Source organism: Paenibacillus sp. VCA1 (assembly GCF_031583795.1).
Classification (GTDB): Bacteria; Bacillota; Bacilli; order Paenibacillales; family Paenibacillaceae; genus Paenibacillus_AQ; species Paenibacillus_AQ albilobatus.
The window spans coordinates 107,069-125,379 of the sequence record NZ_JAVLSX010000008.1; the positions used below are offsets into that span (position 1 = coordinate 107,069).

The window sequence follows — 18,311 nt, forward strand, 5'->3', positions numbered from 1 at the left end:
TTTGAAAAAAAGCTACTTCGGAAGCATATGCTGCGTTCGGCTGAAAGCTTTTCGAAGAAAAGCTAGCATCGGAAGCATAAGCTGTCTCCGAATTTCTACACCTGTGGAAAATAAAATCACTGAAATTTGGAGACAACAGCGATCGGAAGAACGATCCGTAACCGTAGCGGTCAACCGCATAATGTCAGTAGCCTCCAACCGTACAGTTCAACTGAAATCACAAGATCATTACGGAAAGGATCTGAACAACATGAGAAGTCGGGAACAAATTTTAGAGGAGGAAGGGAAGGTTTTTCCGGGCTGCACCTATACGGAAGTCGTGCTCGCGCCTGCTTTTGACGAAGCGAAAACCAGCCTGCTTGCGCCGATGATGGCGATCAACAAAGCGCATCTCATCATGCTGAAGGAGCAGGGACTTGTCACTGAAGAGGAGGCGGGGCAAATTGCGGCAGCCATTCGCGGCCTCGATCTGGAGAAGCTTCGCCAGGCCGAATATACCGGACAATTCGAGGACCTGTTCTTCCAGGTCGAGCATGAGCTGCATGCAGCGGCCGGAGACATCGCGGACAATCTGCATCTGGCTCGCAGCCGCAACGATATGGGCATCGCGATTTACCGGATCGTCCTGCGGGAAAAGCTGCTGGTGACGCTTCGCAGCGCGCTGGCGCTAAAGAGCCAGCTGCTTGCGTTCGCCGAGGAGCATGCCGGTACGATCATGATCGGATATACGCATACGCAGCAGGCGCAGCCGACGACGCTCGCCCATTACATCATGGCGATGGCGGACTCGCTCGACCGCGATATCCGCCGGATGCAGGCGGCTTATGCCAACTGCAACCGGAGCAGCATGGGGGCGGCGGCGCTGACCACTTCCGGTTTTGCCATCAGCCGGGAGCGGATGCAGGAGCTGCTTGGTTTTGACGAACTTATATATAATTCATACGATGCGATCGGCGGTGCCGATTATATTGGCGAAATGATGACGGCCGTGCAATTGGCGGCCATTAATTTGGGCCGGTCGTCGCAGGATTTTCTGCTGTGGTGCACCCAGGAGTTCGGCATGCTGCGCGTCGCAGATCCTTATGTGCAGATCAGCTCCATTATGCCGCAAAAACGGAATCCGGTTTCGTTCGAGCATATGCGTGCGCTTCTGTCCAGCTGCGTCGGCAACACCCAGACGGTGCTGATGATGATGCACAATACGCCATTCGGCGACATCGTCGACACCGAAGATGATATGCAGCCTTATGCCTGGAAGGCGCTCAAGGTGCTGGACCGGATGTACCGCCTGCTCTCATGCGTCATCGGGACGATCGATGTCAACAAAGAAGTTCTCCGGAAGCGGGCCGAAGGCAGCTTCGCCACGGTGACCGAACTGGCGGATACGCTAGTACGCACCGACGGCCTGTCGTTCCGCAACGCCCACCATATCGTGAGCAATGTGGTGAAGCTCTCCGCCGCCGAAGGATTGGCGGCAAACGAAATTACGCTCGATCTCGTCAATGAGATCGCGCTTCAGGTCATTGGCCGAAAGCTGTCGCTGACTGCCGAGGAGCTGCGGTTGGCGCTGGATCCGGTTCACTTTGTGGATATCCGGACACTGCCGGGCGGACCTGCCCCGGCGGAAATTTTACGCACCATCGCCAAACGGAAAACAAGCCAGCAGAGCCAGGAACAATGGCTGGATGCAGCCCGTGCCCAGGTGGAAGGAGCGCTTGCCGAGCTTGACCGCACGCTGGCCGGCTGGGGCGGCGGCTTATGATGACGGCGAGGGTCCCTCTGCTGGCCGTAGACGGCGGGGGGACGAAATGTCTGGCCGTGTTCGCGGATATCGAGGGCCGGATGCTGGCGAGCGGGAAAGCGGGTTCATGCAACTATCAGGGAACGGGCCGGGAAGCGGCAGCGCTAGAGTTGACGCGGGCGATCCGGGAAGCCAAGCGGCGGTTGGCTGCATCTGCCACAGGATGTAAACCGCCTGCGTCCGAAGCGGAATCTGCGTCCCTCGAACAGAAGGAAAAGGTCAACACCGCGGAAGACGAACCGCTTCACGTAACCTGCGCGGTGTTTGGCGTAGCCGGCCTTGATACCGAATATGATCGTCAAGTCATCGAAGGGATGGTAAGGGAAGCGCTCGCGCAAACTCAAGTGACGGCGGACCGCATCGTTGTCGAGAATGACGGCGTGGCCGCCTTGCTTGGAGCAACGGGCGGAGCGCCCGGCATCCTCATTATTGCGGGCACCGGTTCGATCGTGTACGGGATCAATGCCCAAGGCCAAAGCGCGCGGGCAGGCGGCTGGGGCCACCGTGTCGGCGACGAAGGCAGCGGTTATTGGATCGGCAAACAGGCCATCCATGCGGCCTTGCGCGGATTTGACGGACGGGGCGGCCATACGGCCTTAACCGGCAAGCTGCTCTTGCATTTGGGGCTGCGGAATGAAGAGGAATTGTTCAACTGGGTGTATTCCGCCGAATATAGCGTGGACAAAACAGCCGAACTCGCGAGGCTCGTCACCGTAGCGGAACGGGAGGGGGACGAGACCGCGCGCTTGATTCTGGAGACGGCGGCGGACGAGCTGCTTCTGGGAGCAAGGTCGGTTCTGAATAAGCTCGGCATGGCTGCCGCGCCGTTCACGGTGATTTTGCAGGGCGGCGTGCTGCAAAATAACCTGCTTGTCAGAAATCGATTGGCGGACGCCTTTCGGTCCGTTTCCCCTCTGTCGCAAATCGATGAGGCGAAAAAGGAGCCAATTTACGGCGTCATCGCGCAGGGTTTGCGGCTTTTACCGCATGGTAATTAAAAGGATAGAGGTCAAGCCTCGAAGTAACATTTCACCCGGCTGATTTCATCCATGCATATCATTGGTTCATTATATAGCTAGGTGATGAGACTGGGACTTGCGTATGCATGTCCCTATTCTGATTTTATAAGAATATAAAATACGGCGAAAGACGTTTTATTTTTCATAGGATCGGGATGGTTTTTTCGTTCATACGACAGGAATCTATGGCGGCAGCATGAAATAAATATAAGAGGGGGGAGGGGGGCAGCCAGATGAAGATGAAAAAGGCGGAGATAGATGAATTGACCCGTTCCGGGGTCGTTTATTTCAACTCCAAGCTGGAGATGCTGGAAGACCTGTCGTGCAAAATGTATCGAATGGACAAGCTGACCAGCTTGTGGTGCCATTTTCATGATTATTTTCAAATTTGGTACGTATCCAAAGGCGAATTCCTGCATACGATCGGCGGGCAGCAGTACCGGATAACAAAGGGAAACCTATTTGTCGTTCCTCCTTTTACGGTACATCGAGTTGAGTCCCCGCCCGAACAGGAGGTGGAAATATGGGGGTGCGAATTCCTTCCGGCATTCATTAATGAGCGTTTTGACGATCCGGCGGGGGAGCAGTTCTTTTTTGACGTCAGTTATTTAACCTATTTTGCGCATGCCGAAAACGCAACTTCAAATCAATTGATCTTCGATGGGGTTAGGGATAACCGGATCCGCGGTTTGATGCAGGAGATGTTTGGGGAGTACGAAAGGCGTGCGCCGTTTTTTCAAATCGTCCTGAAGGCCCATCTGCTGCTGCTGTTATCAATCATCATTCGCCAGGTGAACGGAGAGCTTGTCCAAGCCGGTTTTGAGAAATCGGAAAAATATCGCGATACGATGACGAAGGTGATTGAATATATTCAGAAAAACGCGCATGAAGATATTAAGCTGGAAGATGTGTGTGCCATGTCGAATTTGTCGAAATCGACGTTTTGCAGTTTGTTCAAAGAATGGACGGGCAAAACCTTCAACCGTTATCTCATTGACCTCCGTATCTCTAATGCGCTTAGGCTGCTGCAGCATCCATCCTTAACGGTCACCGATGTGTGTTTCGCGGCGGGATTTAACGAGGTGTCCTATTTTTGCAGAATTTTTAAAAATTATACCGGCATATCACCCAATCAATTCCGCAAACAGGCGGCATCAAAACGACCTCAAAATTAATACGATAATCCTATTTTCACATACGATATTAAAATTAAATCTTTCGCTTGCATGATAACATGGCAGTAGTTGGTCGAGAACTGGTCACGAATGAAAGGAAGCCGCTTTGAAAAGGCGATGGCGTTTATTATTCGAATGACGCTGCTCGGTCAAAATATTTTATGCAATCCGGGTCTGGCTTTACCGGGTTCAAGTAACCGGAGGGAATTTGCGATGACAAAAACGATTGTAGCGGTAATCGGCTGCGGGACCATTGCCAATAATGCCCACATCCCGGCTTATATGGCCAATAAGGACGTAGAGATCAAGTATTTCTGCGATATTCGCAAGGAGCGTGCCGAAAAAGCGGTAGAGCAGTATGGTTGCGGCACAGCGGTGGAGGATTATCAGGTCATTCTGGACGATCCTGAAGTGATGGCGGTGTCGATTTGTACCCCGAACAATGTTCACGCTTCCATCGCCATCGACTGCATGCGTGCGGACAAGCACGTGTTGTGCGAGAAGCCGGCCGCCAGAACGTACAAGGAAGCGCTGGAAATGCAGAAGGTGCAGCATGAAACCGGCAAAACGCTGAATATCGGTGTGGTGAACCGCTTCAATAAAGGCGTCAACATTATTAAGCAGATGATCGAAAGCGGAGAACTCGGCGAATTGTATCATGTTGTCGTCAGCTTCCGCTCTCATCGCGCGATTCCGGGACTCGGCGGAGACTTTACGACCAAGTCGGTTGCGGGCGGCGGAGCGCTCATCGACTGGGGCGTTCACTTCCTGGATATCGTCATGTACTGCTCGGGCGATCCGCAGCCGAAGACGGTATCGGGACAGGCGTATTCCAAGCTTGGCAAGGATATGCCGAATTACGCTTACCTGAACATGTGGGCAGGTCCTCCAAACTATGAGGGCAGCTATGATGTGGACGATTTCGTAACGGCGATGATCCGGACGGAAGGGCCGTCCATAACGGTAAATGGCGCTTGGGCGCAAAATATCGGCGTCGATGAAATGTATATTGATTTTCTTGGCGATAAAGCGGGCATTCGTCTTCAATACGGTAAGGAGTTTACATTGTATTCGGCGAAGCACGGCGCTTTGCTGGAAAGCACCCCGAAATATCCGCAGAACAACGCTTTCCAGGATGAGGTTGACCGCTTTATCGCCGGCATTCATTCCGGGGAAAAGCTGCCGTCGCACATTGATACGGTGATTATGTCGTCCCAAATTATCGAGGCCATTTATCAATCTTCTGATGAAGGTCGTGAAATATCGCTCCGCGAACAGGGAGTGCTGGGATGAAGAAAATAGGCTTTATCGACTACTATCTGGATGAATGGCACGCGAACAATTACCCTGAATGGATTCGAAATGCTTCAGGCGGCACGATGGAGGTCGCTTTTGCTTATGGCATGAAGGATGCCGAGCAGGGACTTAGCAATACGGAATGGTGCGCGAAACATGGCGTGACATGGTGCGGAACGATTGAAGAAGTGATCACCCAAAGCGATTACTTGATCGTGCTGTCGCCTGACAACCCGGAACAGCACGAAGCGCTTTCCGAGCTGCCGCTGGCTTCGGGAAAGCCGACCTACATTGACAAGACGTTTGCTCCGGACAGAGCGGCGGCGAAACGTTTGTTTGAGCGGGCTGCGAAGCATCAGACCCCGCTGTATTCTTCATCAGCGCTCCGGTATGCCGCGGAATATGCAGAAGTCGAGCGCGCAGGAATCAAGGTGATCTCCAGTTGGGGACCGGGTGCGCTGGAAAACTACTCGATCCACCAGTTCGAGCCGATCATTGCCTTGATGGGCGAGGATGCGAGGCGCGTTATGTTCATCGGTACGGAAGCTGCGCCAGCCTTGTTGATCGAGTTCTCTGACGGCCGGCAGGCAACGATCCAGCAGCCGGGTCAAGGCTCTCCGTTTATGATGTCCATCAACTACGACTCGGGAGCCTGCCGCATCGTGCAGCCGGCGTCGGATTTCTTCCAGAGCTTTATCCGCGATTTGGTGAGATTCTTTGAGACCGGAGAGGCGACTGTGCCGTCCTCCGAGACCATTGCCGTTATAACTATTATTGAATATGCTCTTATTGCCGCCAAGCAGCCATATCAGTGGATCGAGCTGCCGGCGAGCTGATAAAGCGGCCTGCCAAAAATATTTTTTATGCTCAACAAGCCTTGATATCCCCCTAAAACGGGATGTCGGGGCTTTTTTCGTTTTACATGTTCTGTTGAAATCGGACGATAATCCAAAAACTTCATACAAAATTATAAAGAGGATAAAAAAGGAACTGTTATACTTTACTTCATCAGGAAGTTGGGAATAGGAAAAATGAAAGGTTCCCAGCGGATTGAAGAAGATGCTTGAAGGAGGCTGATCGGAAGGGGGAATTACCGCTAATTGAAAACGCTTACAAATAAATGGTGAAAATATTCAGCCGATTTGGTTTTCATGGCGGATTTGAACGCGAGGAGCAAGATGGTAAACATAGGATCAAACGAAGAGAGGAGTATGTATCATGTTCAAAAGGAATAAATGGATGCCGATACTTTCGATTCTGATGATTTTTACATTGTTGTTTACAGCTTGTGGTGGAGGCTCCAAACCGACCGCTGCCGATACGGATACAAAAACTGCCGAAGAGCAGCAGCCTAAAGAAGAAACCGCGGATCAGACTAAAGAAGAAGAAAAGGCATCAGAGCCTGAGAAGCCGACGATTGATATGAAAGGCAAGCCGGTACGGGTCGTATCCTGGGGGTATGCCGGTGGCGAGGCAGGCACGGAAGCCGGTGATAAACGGATTGAGCTTGAGAAAGAGCTGGAGAAAAAGTACAACACCAAGTTTCAATTTTCGCAAATCCCGTGGGACGGCATTCAGGATAAAGTGACGGCGTCCATCATGGCCGGCGAGCCGATTGCAGACGTTTTCCTGCTGGATCGCTACCGGGCGATTCCAACGATGGTTCAGAAGGATTTTCTGATGCCAGTGGATGACGTACTGGACATTGACAGCGGTAAGTGGCCGAAGAATCTTCGCGAGATGGGCGGATTTGGCGGAAAGGTCTATGGATTCGCCACCTCTCTTGGAGGAGGCGGAGGCATTTATTACAATCGTAAAATTTTGAAGAATGAAGGTTTGCCGGACCCACAAGAGCTTGATGAAAAAGGGGAGTGGAATTGGGACACTTTCCTGGACATCGCCAAAAAGGCGACCAAGGATACGAATGGCGACGGTAAAATCGACCAGTATGGTTTGGCGCTCAGCCACAAAAATTTTGTGCCAGCAATTATCGCTTCCAACAACGCAGATGTTACCAAAGAGGAGAACGGTACGCTGACTTTTGACGGCGACAGTCCGAATGCCATGGAAGCGCTTCACTTTGTCAGTGACTTGTACAACGTTCATAAAGTGGTGAAGCCGAATCAGTCCGGCAACTGGGACGATTATATCACGTCATTCAATCAAGGCAATATCGCCATGCGTTACGGTGAAGGCTGGGAAGGCGGAGGTATTAAAGAGAACCTGGGCAAAGACTATGGCTTTACTTACATCCCTAAAGGGCCGAAAGCGACCGATTATGCCAATGTGACCACTCCTTCGTTCTGGTTTGTTCCAAAGGGTGCTAATCCGGATGCAGTCCGCATTTACGCGGAATATATATTCGGTTACATGCCGCCGGAAGGCGAAGTGGATGAATATGTTGAGCAGCAATTCGCGGATGAGAAGAGCCTACAGGTGTATGAAGATCTCGGCAATATCATGAAGCCAAAGAACTACGAGGGTATTCCAAACTTTGGCGACAAGATCAACGATGCTTGGGCCCAAATAACTGCCGGCAAGGAATCGCCTGAGACAGCGATGAAAAAGGTTCGTCCGGTGCTGGAAGGACTGCTGAAGGAATCTTTGAAATAATACGCGATTTGTCACATGCGGCATATGGAATACGAATGAACGGTTCCCTATGCCGCCTGGTTCAAAGACAAAGGGGAGAAACGAATGAACAACCGATTTGGCGCGAACTATCGTTTCATACTCACCCTGCTTGCGACCTTGGGAATCATCGCTCTGGTGTCTCTATGGTGGTCTGGTGCTCCGTCTGCCTCCCGGATCGAAGCGAATAGTCAGGGTGCAATTCCGGCCGGCTTGATGATTGCTGAAGATCCGAACGGCTATGCTCATTACCTCAAAGAACATGCACAGGCAACTCTCCCCGCCGAAGCGATCCGGATGGATGCAGTACGTGATTTGGCCCCTTCGAAGGAAGCCGTGAAGACGATGGCTTTTGAGGGTGCGAAAGGAACGGCTGTACTGTCCGATGAGGAAGGGGAGCTCACCTGGCAGGTGGATGTGAAGCAGGGCGGGCTGTATAACCTGGCGGTTCGATATTATCCCGTTGAAGGAAGAAGCGAAGAGATCGAGCGCTCGCTGCGGATTGATGGCAAGGCCCCCTTTTCCGAAGCGGAGCGGCTGATTTTCCCGAGAATCTGGGGCAATCAAAGCGATACGATCCAGCAGGATTCGCATGGCAACGACTTGCGGCCTTCCCAGGTGGAGAAGCCGGCTTGGCATGAGGTCGTATTGACGGATACGGACGGATATTTCGATGAGCCGTTCCGCTTTTATTTACCGGAAGGAAAGCACACGATTACGCTTCAATCGGTACGTGAGCCGATGTTGATCGACTATTTGCAATTACAGCCTGTTCAGCAGGTTCCGGCCTATGAAGAGTTAAAAGAAACGTACAAGCAGCATGACTTTTCAAGCCCTTCCGGGGTCATGGTCAAAATTCAGGGTGAAGCGGCCAGCTCCAAGTCCAGTCCTACACTGTACCCGCTGGCGGACCGGTCGAGTCCTGCGACGGAGCCGTATGATTTGACGAAAGTTCGTTTGAATACGATCGGCGGCAACAACTGGCGCATTCCCGGACAAATCATCACCTGGAAGGTAAACGTGCCGGAGGACGGGCTGTACAAAATCGGGATCAAATACCGGCAGAATTTGGTGCAATCCCTGGAAGTGACCAGAAAGCTGATGATCGACGGCAAGGTGCCCTTTGCAGAAGCGAACGATATCTCGTTCCGGCCTGGAGGGAGCTGGCAAATGCTGCAGCTGGGCAGCCGCAGCGATGAGCCGTATTTGTTCTATCTGAGCAAAGGCGAGCATGAACTGTCGCTTGAAGTGACGCTCGGCCAAATGACGCCGCTGCTTGCCAGCGTCGAATCGACGATATTGGAATTAAATCAGCTATACCGCAAAATCATCATGATTACGGGAGCATCGCCCGATCCTTACCGGGATTATGAGCTGCAAAAGCAGATCCCTGAACTGCAGCAGGTGTTCGAGAAGCAGGCCGGGCAGCTGAGCCGTGTGATTGCCGGAATGGAGGAGCTATCCGGCGGTAAAAACGAGCGTACGGCCGTTCTGAATACGACCGCTTTTCAGCTGAAAGACCTGGCGGCAGAACCGGAATCGATTACGAAACGGCTCGATGCTTTTAAATCCAATATTGTCGCTCTGGGAACCTGGATCCTGACGGCCAAAGAGCTCCCGCTGGAAATCGATTATCTCCTCGTCGCTTCGGAGGATCAGTCTTTCCCGAAGCCGGACGTTTCTTGGCTGAAGCACGCAATGTACGGTATCAAGTCTTTTGGAACATCCTTCTTTGTTGATTACGGAGATGTCGGCACGGTGGATTCCACATCCGATCAGGATGCAGTAGACGTGTGGGTTACAGGCGGCAGGGACCAGGCGCAGTTAATCAAAACGATGATCGACACTTCGTTTACGCCGCAAACGGGCATACCCGTGCGCTTACAGCTTGTTGATCCGTCGGTGCTGCTGCCGGCTACCCTGGCGGGATCCGGCCCGGATGTAGCGCTGCAACAAGACAATGTCGTGAACCTCGCTATGCGGAATGCACTGCAGGACTTGTCCCAATTCGGCACGTTCCAGAACGTGAAGAAGCGATTCATGGACAGCGCCTTTGTGCCGTTTGAGTACGAGGGAGGCGTGTATTCCATTCCGGAGCAGCAGACGTTCCCGATGTTGTTCTACCGCAAGGACATTTTGGAGGAAATCGGCGTTTCGCCGCCGCAAACCTGGGACGATCTTTACGCGTTGATTCCAGTGCTCAATAAGCGCCAGATGAATATCGGGCTGACGCCGGAGTTGACGATGGACATTTTGCTGTATCAAAACGGCGGCTCCTACTATAAAAACGGCGGAAAAGCATCCGGCCTGGATTCCGAAGAGGCATTGGCCGCCTTCAAGCACTGGACGGATTTGTATACGAATTACAAAGCGCCGCAGACGTTCGATTTCCTCAATCGTTTCCGCATCGGGGAAATGCCGGTCGGCATTGCCGATTATACTACGTACAATTCCCTTATCGTGTTTGCACCGGAAATCCGCGGCCTATGGGGTTTTATGCCGGTTCCGGGCTTTCGCGGCCAGGATGGAACGATTCACCGGGAAGCGGCTTCAACCACGCTTGGTTCCGTGATGTTCAAAACGGCGAAAAATAAAGAAAATGCATGGAAGTTCATCGACTGGTGGACGGATAAGGAAGCCCAGCTGACCTACGGACGTGAGATGGAGGCGCTGATGGGGTCGGCGGCCCGCTACCCGACCGCGAACATGGAAGCGCTTCGCGAGCTGCCGTGGCCGAAGAAGGATTATGATCAACTGCTTCAGCAGATGGAATGGGTGAGGGGTATTCCCGACGTGCCGGGCGGATATTTCACGAAACGCCACTTGAACAACGCGTTTTTTCAAGTGCTGAATAACGGCACGAATCCGCGCGAAACGCTGAAGGATTATGTAAGAACGATCAACCAGGAAATTACGGTGAAGCGCAAGGAATTCAAACTGCCGACTGATTAGAGAGGAGGGTGTGACATGGGCGTTTTGAATAAACAACCGGGGACTGCGGCAGCAGGATTTGGCCCGAAACGCGGCACCCGTCCGAAGAAATGGATACATGAAATCCGGGCACACAGGCAGGATTATCTTATGCTTACGCCATATTTTCTCATCTTCTTCACGTTTACGGTTCTGCCTGTGGTCATGTCCTTGATTTTGAGCTTAACCGATTTTAACATGCTGGAATTTCCGCATTGGGTCGGTTTGAGCAATTACGCCCGTCTGTTCATTACCGATGAAGTGTTTCTGATCGCGGTCAAAAATACGCTGCTGCTTGCAACCATTACCGGTCCGATCAGCTACATCGCCTGTTTTGTGCTGGCATGGCTCATTAACGAAATGTCGCCGAAGATCCGGGCGTTTGTTACGCTCGTATTTTATGCCCCGTCGTTGTCGGGCAACGCGTTTATCGTATGGAAGCTGCTGTTTGCAAACGATTCCTACGGTTATATCAACGCGTTCCTGCTGAAAAACCGGATTATTCTGGAGCCGATTTTATGGCTCTCCAGCCCCCGGTATATCATGATGATTCTAATTATTGTGCAGCTGTGGTTGAGCCTCGGCACCAGCTTCCTGGCTTTTATTGCCGGACTGCAAGGGATGGACAAAACGCTATACGAAGCCGGGGCCATCGACGGTGTTCGCAACCGCTGGCAGGAGCTGTGGTATATTACGCTTCCGTCCATGCGACCCCAGCTTATGTTCGGAGCGGTCATTCAAATTACAGCTTCGTTTGCGATCGCTGAGGTATCAACGCAAATTGCCGGCTTCCCAAGCGTTCAGTATGCGGGACATACGATCGTGACCCATCTGGACGATTATGGCAATATTCGCTATGAGATGGGCTACGCGTCAGCCATCGCCACCGTGCTGTTTGTCCTTATGCTCGGCTCTAACTTATTCGTTCAAAAGCTGCTGCGGAAGGTGGGTGAATAGGATGATGGCAATCCGCATCCCCCGGAAGAGGGTCCGCAACCGTTCATATATCGTGGACCTGATGTTGTTTTTAATTTTGGCAGGCATGGGAGCCTTTATGGCAATGCCGCTGGTGTTTGTCATCAGCAACGCTTTCAAACCGCTGGATGAGATATTCCTGTTTCCGCCCAAATTCTTCGTGCGTTATCCGACACTGGATAACTTTGTGCAGTTGTATCACTTGATGTCATCCTTTTGGGTGCCGTATACAAGGTACATTTTTAACACGGTGTTCATCGCCGTTGTCGGAACGGCCGGACACGTCATTCTGGCATCGATGGCGGCTTATCCGCTGGCCAAGCGGAATTTCAAAGGGCGAAATGCGCTGTTTACCATCGTCGTGCTGTCACTGATGTTCTCCGGGCACGTGACGGCGATTCCAAACTACATGACGATGTCATGGCTTGGACTGCTGAACAGCTACTGGGCCGTCATTATTCCGGCGCTTGGTTCTTCGCTCGGCCTGTTTCTGATGAAACAGTTCATGGAGCAGATGGTGCCGGATACGCTGCTTGAGGCAGCTCGGATCGACGGTTGCAGCGAGTTCCGGATTTTCTGGCGCATCGTGATGCCGATTGTGAAGCCGGCGTGGCTGACGCTGATCATCTTTTCGTTTCAAGGGTTATGGGGGTCGGGCGGGACCGGCAAAATCTACATCTACAGCGAGCAGCTCAAGACGATCGATTATGCGCTGGATCAGATTTTAGCGGGAGGCATTGTCCGTACGGGACCTTCGATGGCCGCTTCGCTTCTGATGATCTCCGTGCCGATCACGATCTTTATTATTTCGCAGAGCAACGTCATCCAGACGATGTCTACTTCCGGAATGAAGGATTAGAGGGGGCAAATGAATGAAACGCATATGGACGACGCTACTCTTGCTGCTCGCTGTTTCCATCGCTAGCCAGGCCGCTCCCGCTGCTGCAGCCCCCTATTACGGCTACAACTACTCTTCCACCGGGGAAGCGCTCCCTGCGCCTTTGCCCTATTTGCCTGCGAAGGTCATTTATGGCAAGGATGTATCGGCGGGGGCATTCAACAATCCGGAAGATGTGTTTGTCGATTCTGAAAAACTCGTGTATGTCGCCGATACCGGCAACAACCGCATTGTGGTCATGGACAGTGAATGGCGGCTTGTTCGCATTATTGATTCTTTCCGCCGCGAGGGCCGGAAGGATACGTTCAATCAGCCTAAAGGCGTATTTGTAGATAAGGCCGGTCATGTCTATGTGGCCGATACGAACAATGGACGAATCGTTGAACTGGGCGAACGTGACGAATTTGTCAGGGAGATCGGAGCACCAAAATCCGATGTCATCCGAAAAGATTTCAAATTCGTACCGACCAAGCTGGCGCTTGATTCTGCGAAAAGGCTGTTTGTCGTCAGCCAGGGAGTTTTCGACGGCATTCTCGAGTACGATGCCAAAGGGCAGTTTACCGGGTTTTTCGGCAAAAATCCGGTCCGTTTTACCGCGTCTGAACTGTTCTGGAAGCAATTTTCGACGGAAGCACAGCGGCAGCAAATGGCGCTTTTCGTGCCGATCGAATTCAACAATCTAGCCGTGGACAGCGAGCAGTTTGTTTATGCAACCGCTTCGGAGAACAGCCTGTCGAGCGAGATGGTTAAACGTTTGAATCCATCAGGCACCAATGTGCTGCGTCATGACGGATTTCCGGTCGTGGGCGATCTGAGGGTGACCCAAATAGGCAGCTTCCGCGGCAGTACCACGTTAACCTCGGTTGCTGTCAACAACAACGGCATTTACCTTGTTCTGGACTCCAAACGGGGTCGCACATTTGCCTACGATTACGACGGCAATCTGCTGTTTCAGTTTGGGCAGATCGGCGACAAAGAGGGGACATTCCGCACGCCGGTAGAGGTTGAATGGTTCGGTGACGATATTCTAGTACTGGACCGTTCGCTGAATCGGTTAACGCTATTCAAGCCGACGCGGTACGGCTCGCTGGTGCTGGACGCGGCATCGGCCTACTACAACGGCAAGGAAGAGACAGCAACGCGGTTGTGGAACGAAGTCGGCAAGCTTAATCACAACTTGGAGCTGGCGCATGTAGGCATCGGAAGAGCTGAGCTGGAGCAAGGAGAATACAAACAGGCAATGGCCAGCTTCAAGCTGGGAGGGACGCCGATGTATTATTCCAAAGCATTTGAAGGGTATCGGAAAATATTCCTCTGGGACAATTTTACGTATCTGTTTATCGGATTGGCTGTTGCGATTGTTGCAGTAGTGATCGGCAGACGCCTTATACCCAAAACGTCCAGCGACGATTATGGTCCGGTCCGAACCGCATTCTTCACCACGGTAAGACCCTTCAAGATGTTCTGGGAGCTGAAGTATGAAGGAAGAGGAAAGCTTTGGGTTGCGGTCACGATTGTCATGCTGGTCGGCTTTGTTTTTGTGCTCCGCGCCTTTTATTCCGGCTATCTTGTGACCAACATCGATTGGCTGCACATAAGCAGTGTGAAAGAATTTTCGTTTGTCATCATTCCGTTCTTCGTCTGGTGCCTGGCGAACTGGTCGCTTACGACGCTGATGGATGGCGAGGGGAAATTCCGCGACATTGTGATCGCCAGCGGCTACGCTATGCTGCCCTTGCTAATCGTTTACGCGTTGCAGCTAGTCTTCAGCTGGGTGATTACGCAGCAGGAGATGGCCTTCTATCTATTGCTTGGATCGGTAGGCACGCTGTGGTTCATACTCCTGCTGTTTGTGGCTACGATGACCGTGCACCAGTATACGCCGCTGAAGACAGTCATAACGATGATTCTAACGGTGGTTGTTATTGCCATTATTATCTTCTTGGCTTTATTGCTGTTCAGCCTGATTCAGCAGCTCGTTGTGTTCGTGTCGACCGTATACCGGGAGCTTTCATTATGGTAGTGGAGGGGGAGGAGCAATGAATAAGTCGTTTACGAAAAAATGGGTCCTTCCGGTTGCGGTAACGGCGTTGCTGCTCCTCGCAGCGGGAATATGGATGCTGCTTCCGCGAACCGAAAATCCATCCGCTGTGATCAGCGAAGCTGAGCATGAGCTGGATGCGAGCCGGGTACATACGGCAGCCCTTCAGGCGAAGGCGAAAAAAGCTTGGGCACCGGAAAGTGGGCCTGCTCCCGAAGGAATGAAAAAGATGGCGGAGAGCAATCAACTCACGTTATACATGAATCCGAAAACGACAGAGTTCGCTGTCAAGTACAAGCCGAGCGGCCGGATCTGGTACTCCAATCCGCCAAGCCGCGAAGAGGACACCATCGCCTCCGGCAGAAACAAGGGCCGATTGTCAGCCTTGTTTTCCCTGTCATATCTAAACGCATCGGGACAGAACAATGAGCTGGACAGCTTTATGGACAGTGTCGAGCTTGGGCAGTTTACAACGGAACCGCTTCAGGATGGTGTTCGGGTGATGTATACCGTCGGCGAAATCGTCCGAGGGATCGAATCCATACCGAAGGTGATCTCCAAACAGCGTTTTGAAGAGAGAATATTGAATCAGCTAACGGATAAGAAAGACATCAATGAGATCAAGAAGCGTTTTAAATATGATGATGACCGCGGCGTCTATACACGCAGGGAAATGTCCGAACTGGCTTTGCAGAAGGCGCTGGCCATTATGGATGAAGTCGGCTATGGGGATGAAGATCTCGCCTATGACAACAAGGAGAACAATATAGAAGCAGAAGCGGGCGCTGATCAGGCGCAGTTCATGGTTCCCGTCGATATTCGGCTGGAAGGGGATCAACTGGTCGTGCATGTCGATGCCGGAGCCATCAAGCAGCTCGGAACGCTGCCGATTCAAACGCTGACGCTGCTCGAATATTTTGGGGCGGCAGACACGAGAGCATCGGGATACCTGTTTGTCCCTGATGGATCAGGCGCACTCATACATTTGAACAACGGCAAAACGGTTGAGCCTGCCTTCCACGCGCCGGTGTACGGGGAGGAAAATGCCATCACTTCCGAGGAGCGCCTTACGGACAATGATCCGGTCAGGCTCCCTGTGTTCGGGATGAAGCAGAAGGATGGGGCTTGGCTCGGGATCATCGAGAAGGGGGAAGCCATCGCATCCATTAAGGCGGATGTCAGCGGGCGATTGAACAGCTACAACTATACGGCCCCGATGTTTACATTGCTTAATACCGATCGCGTCGTCATTAAGGGCGGCTCGGTGACGGTATCGAATCCAGTGCACCAAAAGAACCCCTATAAGGGAGACATCACCGTCCGTTACGGATTTCTGGCGGGCGAAGATGCCGATTATTCGGGAATGGCTAGGCTGTACCGCGACTATCTGGTTCAAACGGCTGGTTTGCGGAAGCTGGAGCCCATGAAGGATATACCTTTCATCCTGGAGCTTGCCGGAGGCGTTGAGACACGCAAATCACTGCTGGGTGTTCCATACGACTCTGTTGCGCCGCTCACGACATACGATCAGGCTAAGGAGTTGATCGAACGCCTCAAGGAGCGTCAGGTGAATCAGATCAAACTTCGCTATACGGGCTGGTTCAATGGCGGAATCAACCATCGCGTGGCTTCTCATATCAGCTTTGACAGCGCGGTAGGCGGGGAGAAGTCTTTTAAACAATTTTCAGACTATTTGCACAGCAGCGGCATTCCATTCTATCCCGACGCCGCGTTCATGAGCGTATATCATAACGGCTCGGGGTTCCAGGCATCCCGTGACGGAATCAAGTACATGTCGCAGCAGACGGTCAGTCAATACAAGGTCGATATGCCGACGTTCCTGTTGGTGGCCGACCAGTTCTCCCATTACCCGTTATCCCCGGTCAGGCTGCCGAACGTCGTGAAAGGTTTTATTGACGATGCGAAGCCGCTCGGCCTTGGCGGGTTGTCGCTTCGGGATCTGGGAGACACCGTATATTCCGACTTTGATTCCAAGAAGGAAGTCAACCGGCAGGAGACGCGCCTGATCGCCGAATCGCAAATCTCGGCTTTGGCCCATAATTTCCCCGACCTCTTAGCAAACGGGGGCAACGCATACGCCTTGCCTTATGTCCAAACGATCGTAAACGCACCCACAGCCGCGAACGGCTTCAATATTGAAGATGAAACGGTGCCGTTCTATGAGCTTGTCCTTCACGGGTATGCGGATCTTGCCGGCAAGCCGTTTAATCAGGCGGAAGATCAATTCAGCCGTGCCAACATCCTGAAAGCGATTGAGACGGGGACAAACGTTTATTACCGCTGGGTTGCCGAGCTGCCCGAAGAGCTGACGTCGCCTGTGGGATTAGAGATGTATGCCAACGAATACGGAAACTGGCTGGATGAAGCGATACAAGCGTACCAAGAAGTAAATGAAGCTTTGCGCTCTGTTCGTCATCTGGCGATTCAAAAGCATGAGCGGCTGATGGAAGGGGTTTACGAAACCGTGTATGAGGATGGCACTTCGATCATCGTCAACTATAATGACAAACCGGTCGAAGTCAAAGGCGCTAGAATTGATGCCGAGAGCTATCGGATGGGGGGACATTAACATGATCCGGTTCAAGTTTACCCTATCGCGCAGAAAAGCACTGATGGGATTCATGTTTACGCTGCCGTGGCTGATTGGCTTCGTATTTCTGTTCGCGATCCCTTTGTATCAGTCTCTGCAGTACAGTCTACACAGCATGAAGCTGGGAGAACGAGGGTTAGTCCAAAGTTTTATTGGTCTTGAAAACTACAAACATGCTTTCTACGTGCATGCCACGTTTAACCAGGAGCTGACGAAATCGGTTATCGGCATGCTTGTCAACGTACCGCTCATTATCTTTTTCAGCTTGTTTGTGGCTACGATTCTGAATCAGAAATTTACGGGCCGTTCCCTGGCACGACTCATTTTCTTTCTGCCGGTCATCGTTACCACCGGGGTTATTTCCTCCCTGGGTTGGGCGGATACGATGACGCAGGCAATCGGGGATACGTTGAACAGCGGCCAAAGTTCGGGCATTCTGAGCAATTTTCAGTTGGAAGCATTCTTGAAGGAAATGGGCCTTAGCCGCAGCATCGTGGGCTACTTGGCTGATGCGGTATCCCGTATTTACGACATTATCAGCTCCTCGGGCGTTCAAATCTTGGTGTTTCTGGCCGGACTGCAATCGATCTCTCCATCCTTGTACGAGGCTTCCCGCATTGAAGGGGCCACGGCATATGACAACTTTTGGAAAATAACCTTTCCAATGATGACGCCGCTGATTTTGACCAACACCATTTATTCGATTATCGATTCGTTTCTTAACAGCAGCATGGCCCAGCTGCTTAAGGATACGTCGTTCCGGCTGTTCGATTTCGGGCTCAGCGCGGCGATGGCATGGATTTATTTTGGCGTTATTGCGCTGATGGTCGGGTTGTTTGCGGGACTGATCTCAAGAAGAGCGTTCTATTATGATACTTAGCCCGCTGGCCTTAA

General features: G+C 52.1%; 12 protein-coding genes. All 12 read left to right on the forward strand.

Annotated features, from left to right (window positions below; all coding sequences use genetic code 11):
• The first annotated feature begins 250 nt into the window (after positions 1 to 250).
• On the forward strand, positions 251 to 1,762 hold the full coding sequence (argH, locus tag RJP21_RS19035; protein ID WP_310860712.1) for an argininosuccinate lyase: 1,512 nt from the start codon (positions 251 to 253) through the stop codon (positions 1,760 to 1,762).
• Positions 1,759 to 2,799, forward strand: coding sequence for a BadF/BadG/BcrA/BcrD ATPase family protein (locus tag RJP21_RS19040; protein WP_310860713.1), 1,041 nt, complete (start codon positions 1,759 to 1,761; stop codon positions 2,797 to 2,799). The genes argH and RJP21_RS19040 overlap by 4 nt, the downstream gene beginning before the upstream one ends.
• Before the next feature lie 254 nt (positions 2,800 to 3,053).
• Positions 3,054 to 3,995, forward strand: a complete 942-nt coding sequence (locus tag RJP21_RS19045; protein ID WP_310860714.1) for an AraC family transcriptional regulator — start codon at positions 3,054 to 3,056, stop codon at positions 3,993 to 3,995.
• Positions 3,996 to 4,208: 213 nt separating this feature from the next.
• Positions 4,209 to 5,288, forward strand: coding sequence for a Gfo/Idh/MocA family protein (locus RJP21_RS19050; protein WP_310860715.1), 1,080 nt, complete (start codon positions 4,209 to 4,211; stop codon positions 5,286 to 5,288).
• Complete coding sequence (locus RJP21_RS19055; RefSeq protein ID WP_310860716.1) at positions 5,285 to 6,127, forward strand: Gfo/Idh/MocA family oxidoreductase; 843 nt, start codon at positions 5,285 to 5,287, stop codon at positions 6,125 to 6,127. Before RJP21_RS19050 ends, RJP21_RS19055 begins: the two co-directional genes overlap by 4 nt.
• Before the next feature lie 382 nt (positions 6,128 to 6,509).
• On the forward strand, positions 6,510 to 7,904 hold the full coding sequence (locus RJP21_RS19060) for an ABC transporter substrate-binding protein (RefSeq protein ID WP_310860717.1): 1,395 nt from the start codon (positions 6,510 to 6,512) through the stop codon (positions 7,902 to 7,904).
• Between the two features lie 84 nt (positions 7,905 to 7,988).
• Entirely contained in the window at positions 7,989 to 10,874 is a 2,886-nt protein-coding gene (locus RJP21_RS19065) for an extracellular solute-binding protein (protein WP_310860718.1), read from the forward strand.
• 15 nt (positions 10,875 to 10,889) lie between these two features.
• On the forward strand, positions 10,890 to 11,849 hold the full coding sequence (locus RJP21_RS19070) for a carbohydrate ABC transporter permease (protein WP_310860719.1): 960 nt from the start codon (positions 10,890 to 10,892) through the stop codon (positions 11,847 to 11,849).
• 1 nt (position 11,850) lies between these two features.
• Positions 11,851 to 12,726 carry a carbohydrate ABC transporter permease gene (locus RJP21_RS19075; protein WP_310860720.1) on the forward strand — a complete coding sequence of 292 codons (876 nt, stop codon included), beginning with the start codon at positions 11,851 to 11,853 and terminating at the stop codon, positions 12,724 to 12,726.
• A gap of 13 nt (positions 12,727 to 12,739) precedes the next feature.
• The gene (locus tag RJP21_RS19080) at positions 12,740 to 14,788 is read left to right on the forward strand and encodes a YIP1 family protein (RefSeq protein ID WP_310860721.1); all 2,049 of its coding nucleotides are present in this window, start codon (positions 12,740 to 12,742) and stop codon (positions 14,786 to 14,788) included.
• A 16-nt stretch (positions 14,789 to 14,804) separates the two neighbouring features.
• Positions 14,805 to 17,396, forward strand: a complete 2,592-nt coding sequence (locus RJP21_RS19085; RefSeq protein WP_310860722.1) for a DUF5696 domain-containing protein — start codon at positions 14,805 to 14,807, stop codon at positions 17,394 to 17,396.
• Between the two features lies 1 nt (position 17,397).
• Entirely contained in the window at positions 17,398 to 18,297 is a 900-nt protein-coding gene (locus RJP21_RS19090; protein WP_310860723.1) for a carbohydrate ABC transporter permease, read from the forward strand.
• Positions 18,298 to 18,311: the final 14 nt, after the last annotated feature.

Coding starts and splice junctions, on each gene's coding strand:
- argH (WP_310860712.1), top strand. CDS start 251: ATGAGAAGTCGGGAACAAATTTTAGAGGAGGAAGGGAAGGTTTTTCCG.
- RJP21_RS19040 (WP_310860713.1), top strand. CDS start 1,759: ATGATGACGGCGAGGGTCCCTCTGCTGGCCGTAGACGGCGGGGGGACG.
- RJP21_RS19045 (WP_310860714.1), top strand. CDS start 3,054: ATGAAGATGAAAAAGGCGGAGATAGATGAATTGACCCGTTCCGGGGTC.
- RJP21_RS19050 (WP_310860715.1), top strand. CDS start 4,209: ATGACAAAAACGATTGTAGCGGTAATCGGCTGCGGGACCATTGCCAAT.
- RJP21_RS19055 (WP_310860716.1), top strand. CDS start 5,285: ATGAAGAAAATAGGCTTTATCGACTACTATCTGGATGAATGGCACGCG.
- RJP21_RS19060 (WP_310860717.1), top strand. CDS start 6,510: ATGTTCAAAAGGAATAAATGGATGCCGATACTTTCGATTCTGATGATT.
- RJP21_RS19065 (WP_310860718.1), top strand. CDS start 7,989: ATGAACAACCGATTTGGCGCGAACTATCGTTTCATACTCACCCTGCTT.
- RJP21_RS19070 (WP_310860719.1), top strand. CDS start 10,890: ATGGGCGTTTTGAATAAACAACCGGGGACTGCGGCAGCAGGATTTGGC.
- RJP21_RS19075 (WP_310860720.1), top strand. CDS start 11,851: ATGATGGCAATCCGCATCCCCCGGAAGAGGGTCCGCAACCGTTCATAT.
- RJP21_RS19080 (WP_310860721.1), top strand. CDS start 12,740: ATGAAACGCATATGGACGACGCTACTCTTGCTGCTCGCTGTTTCCATC.
- RJP21_RS19085 (WP_310860722.1), top strand. CDS start 14,805: ATGAATAAGTCGTTTACGAAAAAATGGGTCCTTCCGGTTGCGGTAACG.
- RJP21_RS19090 (WP_310860723.1), top strand. CDS start 17,398: ATGATCCGGTTCAAGTTTACCCTATCGCGCAGAAAAGCACTGATGGGA.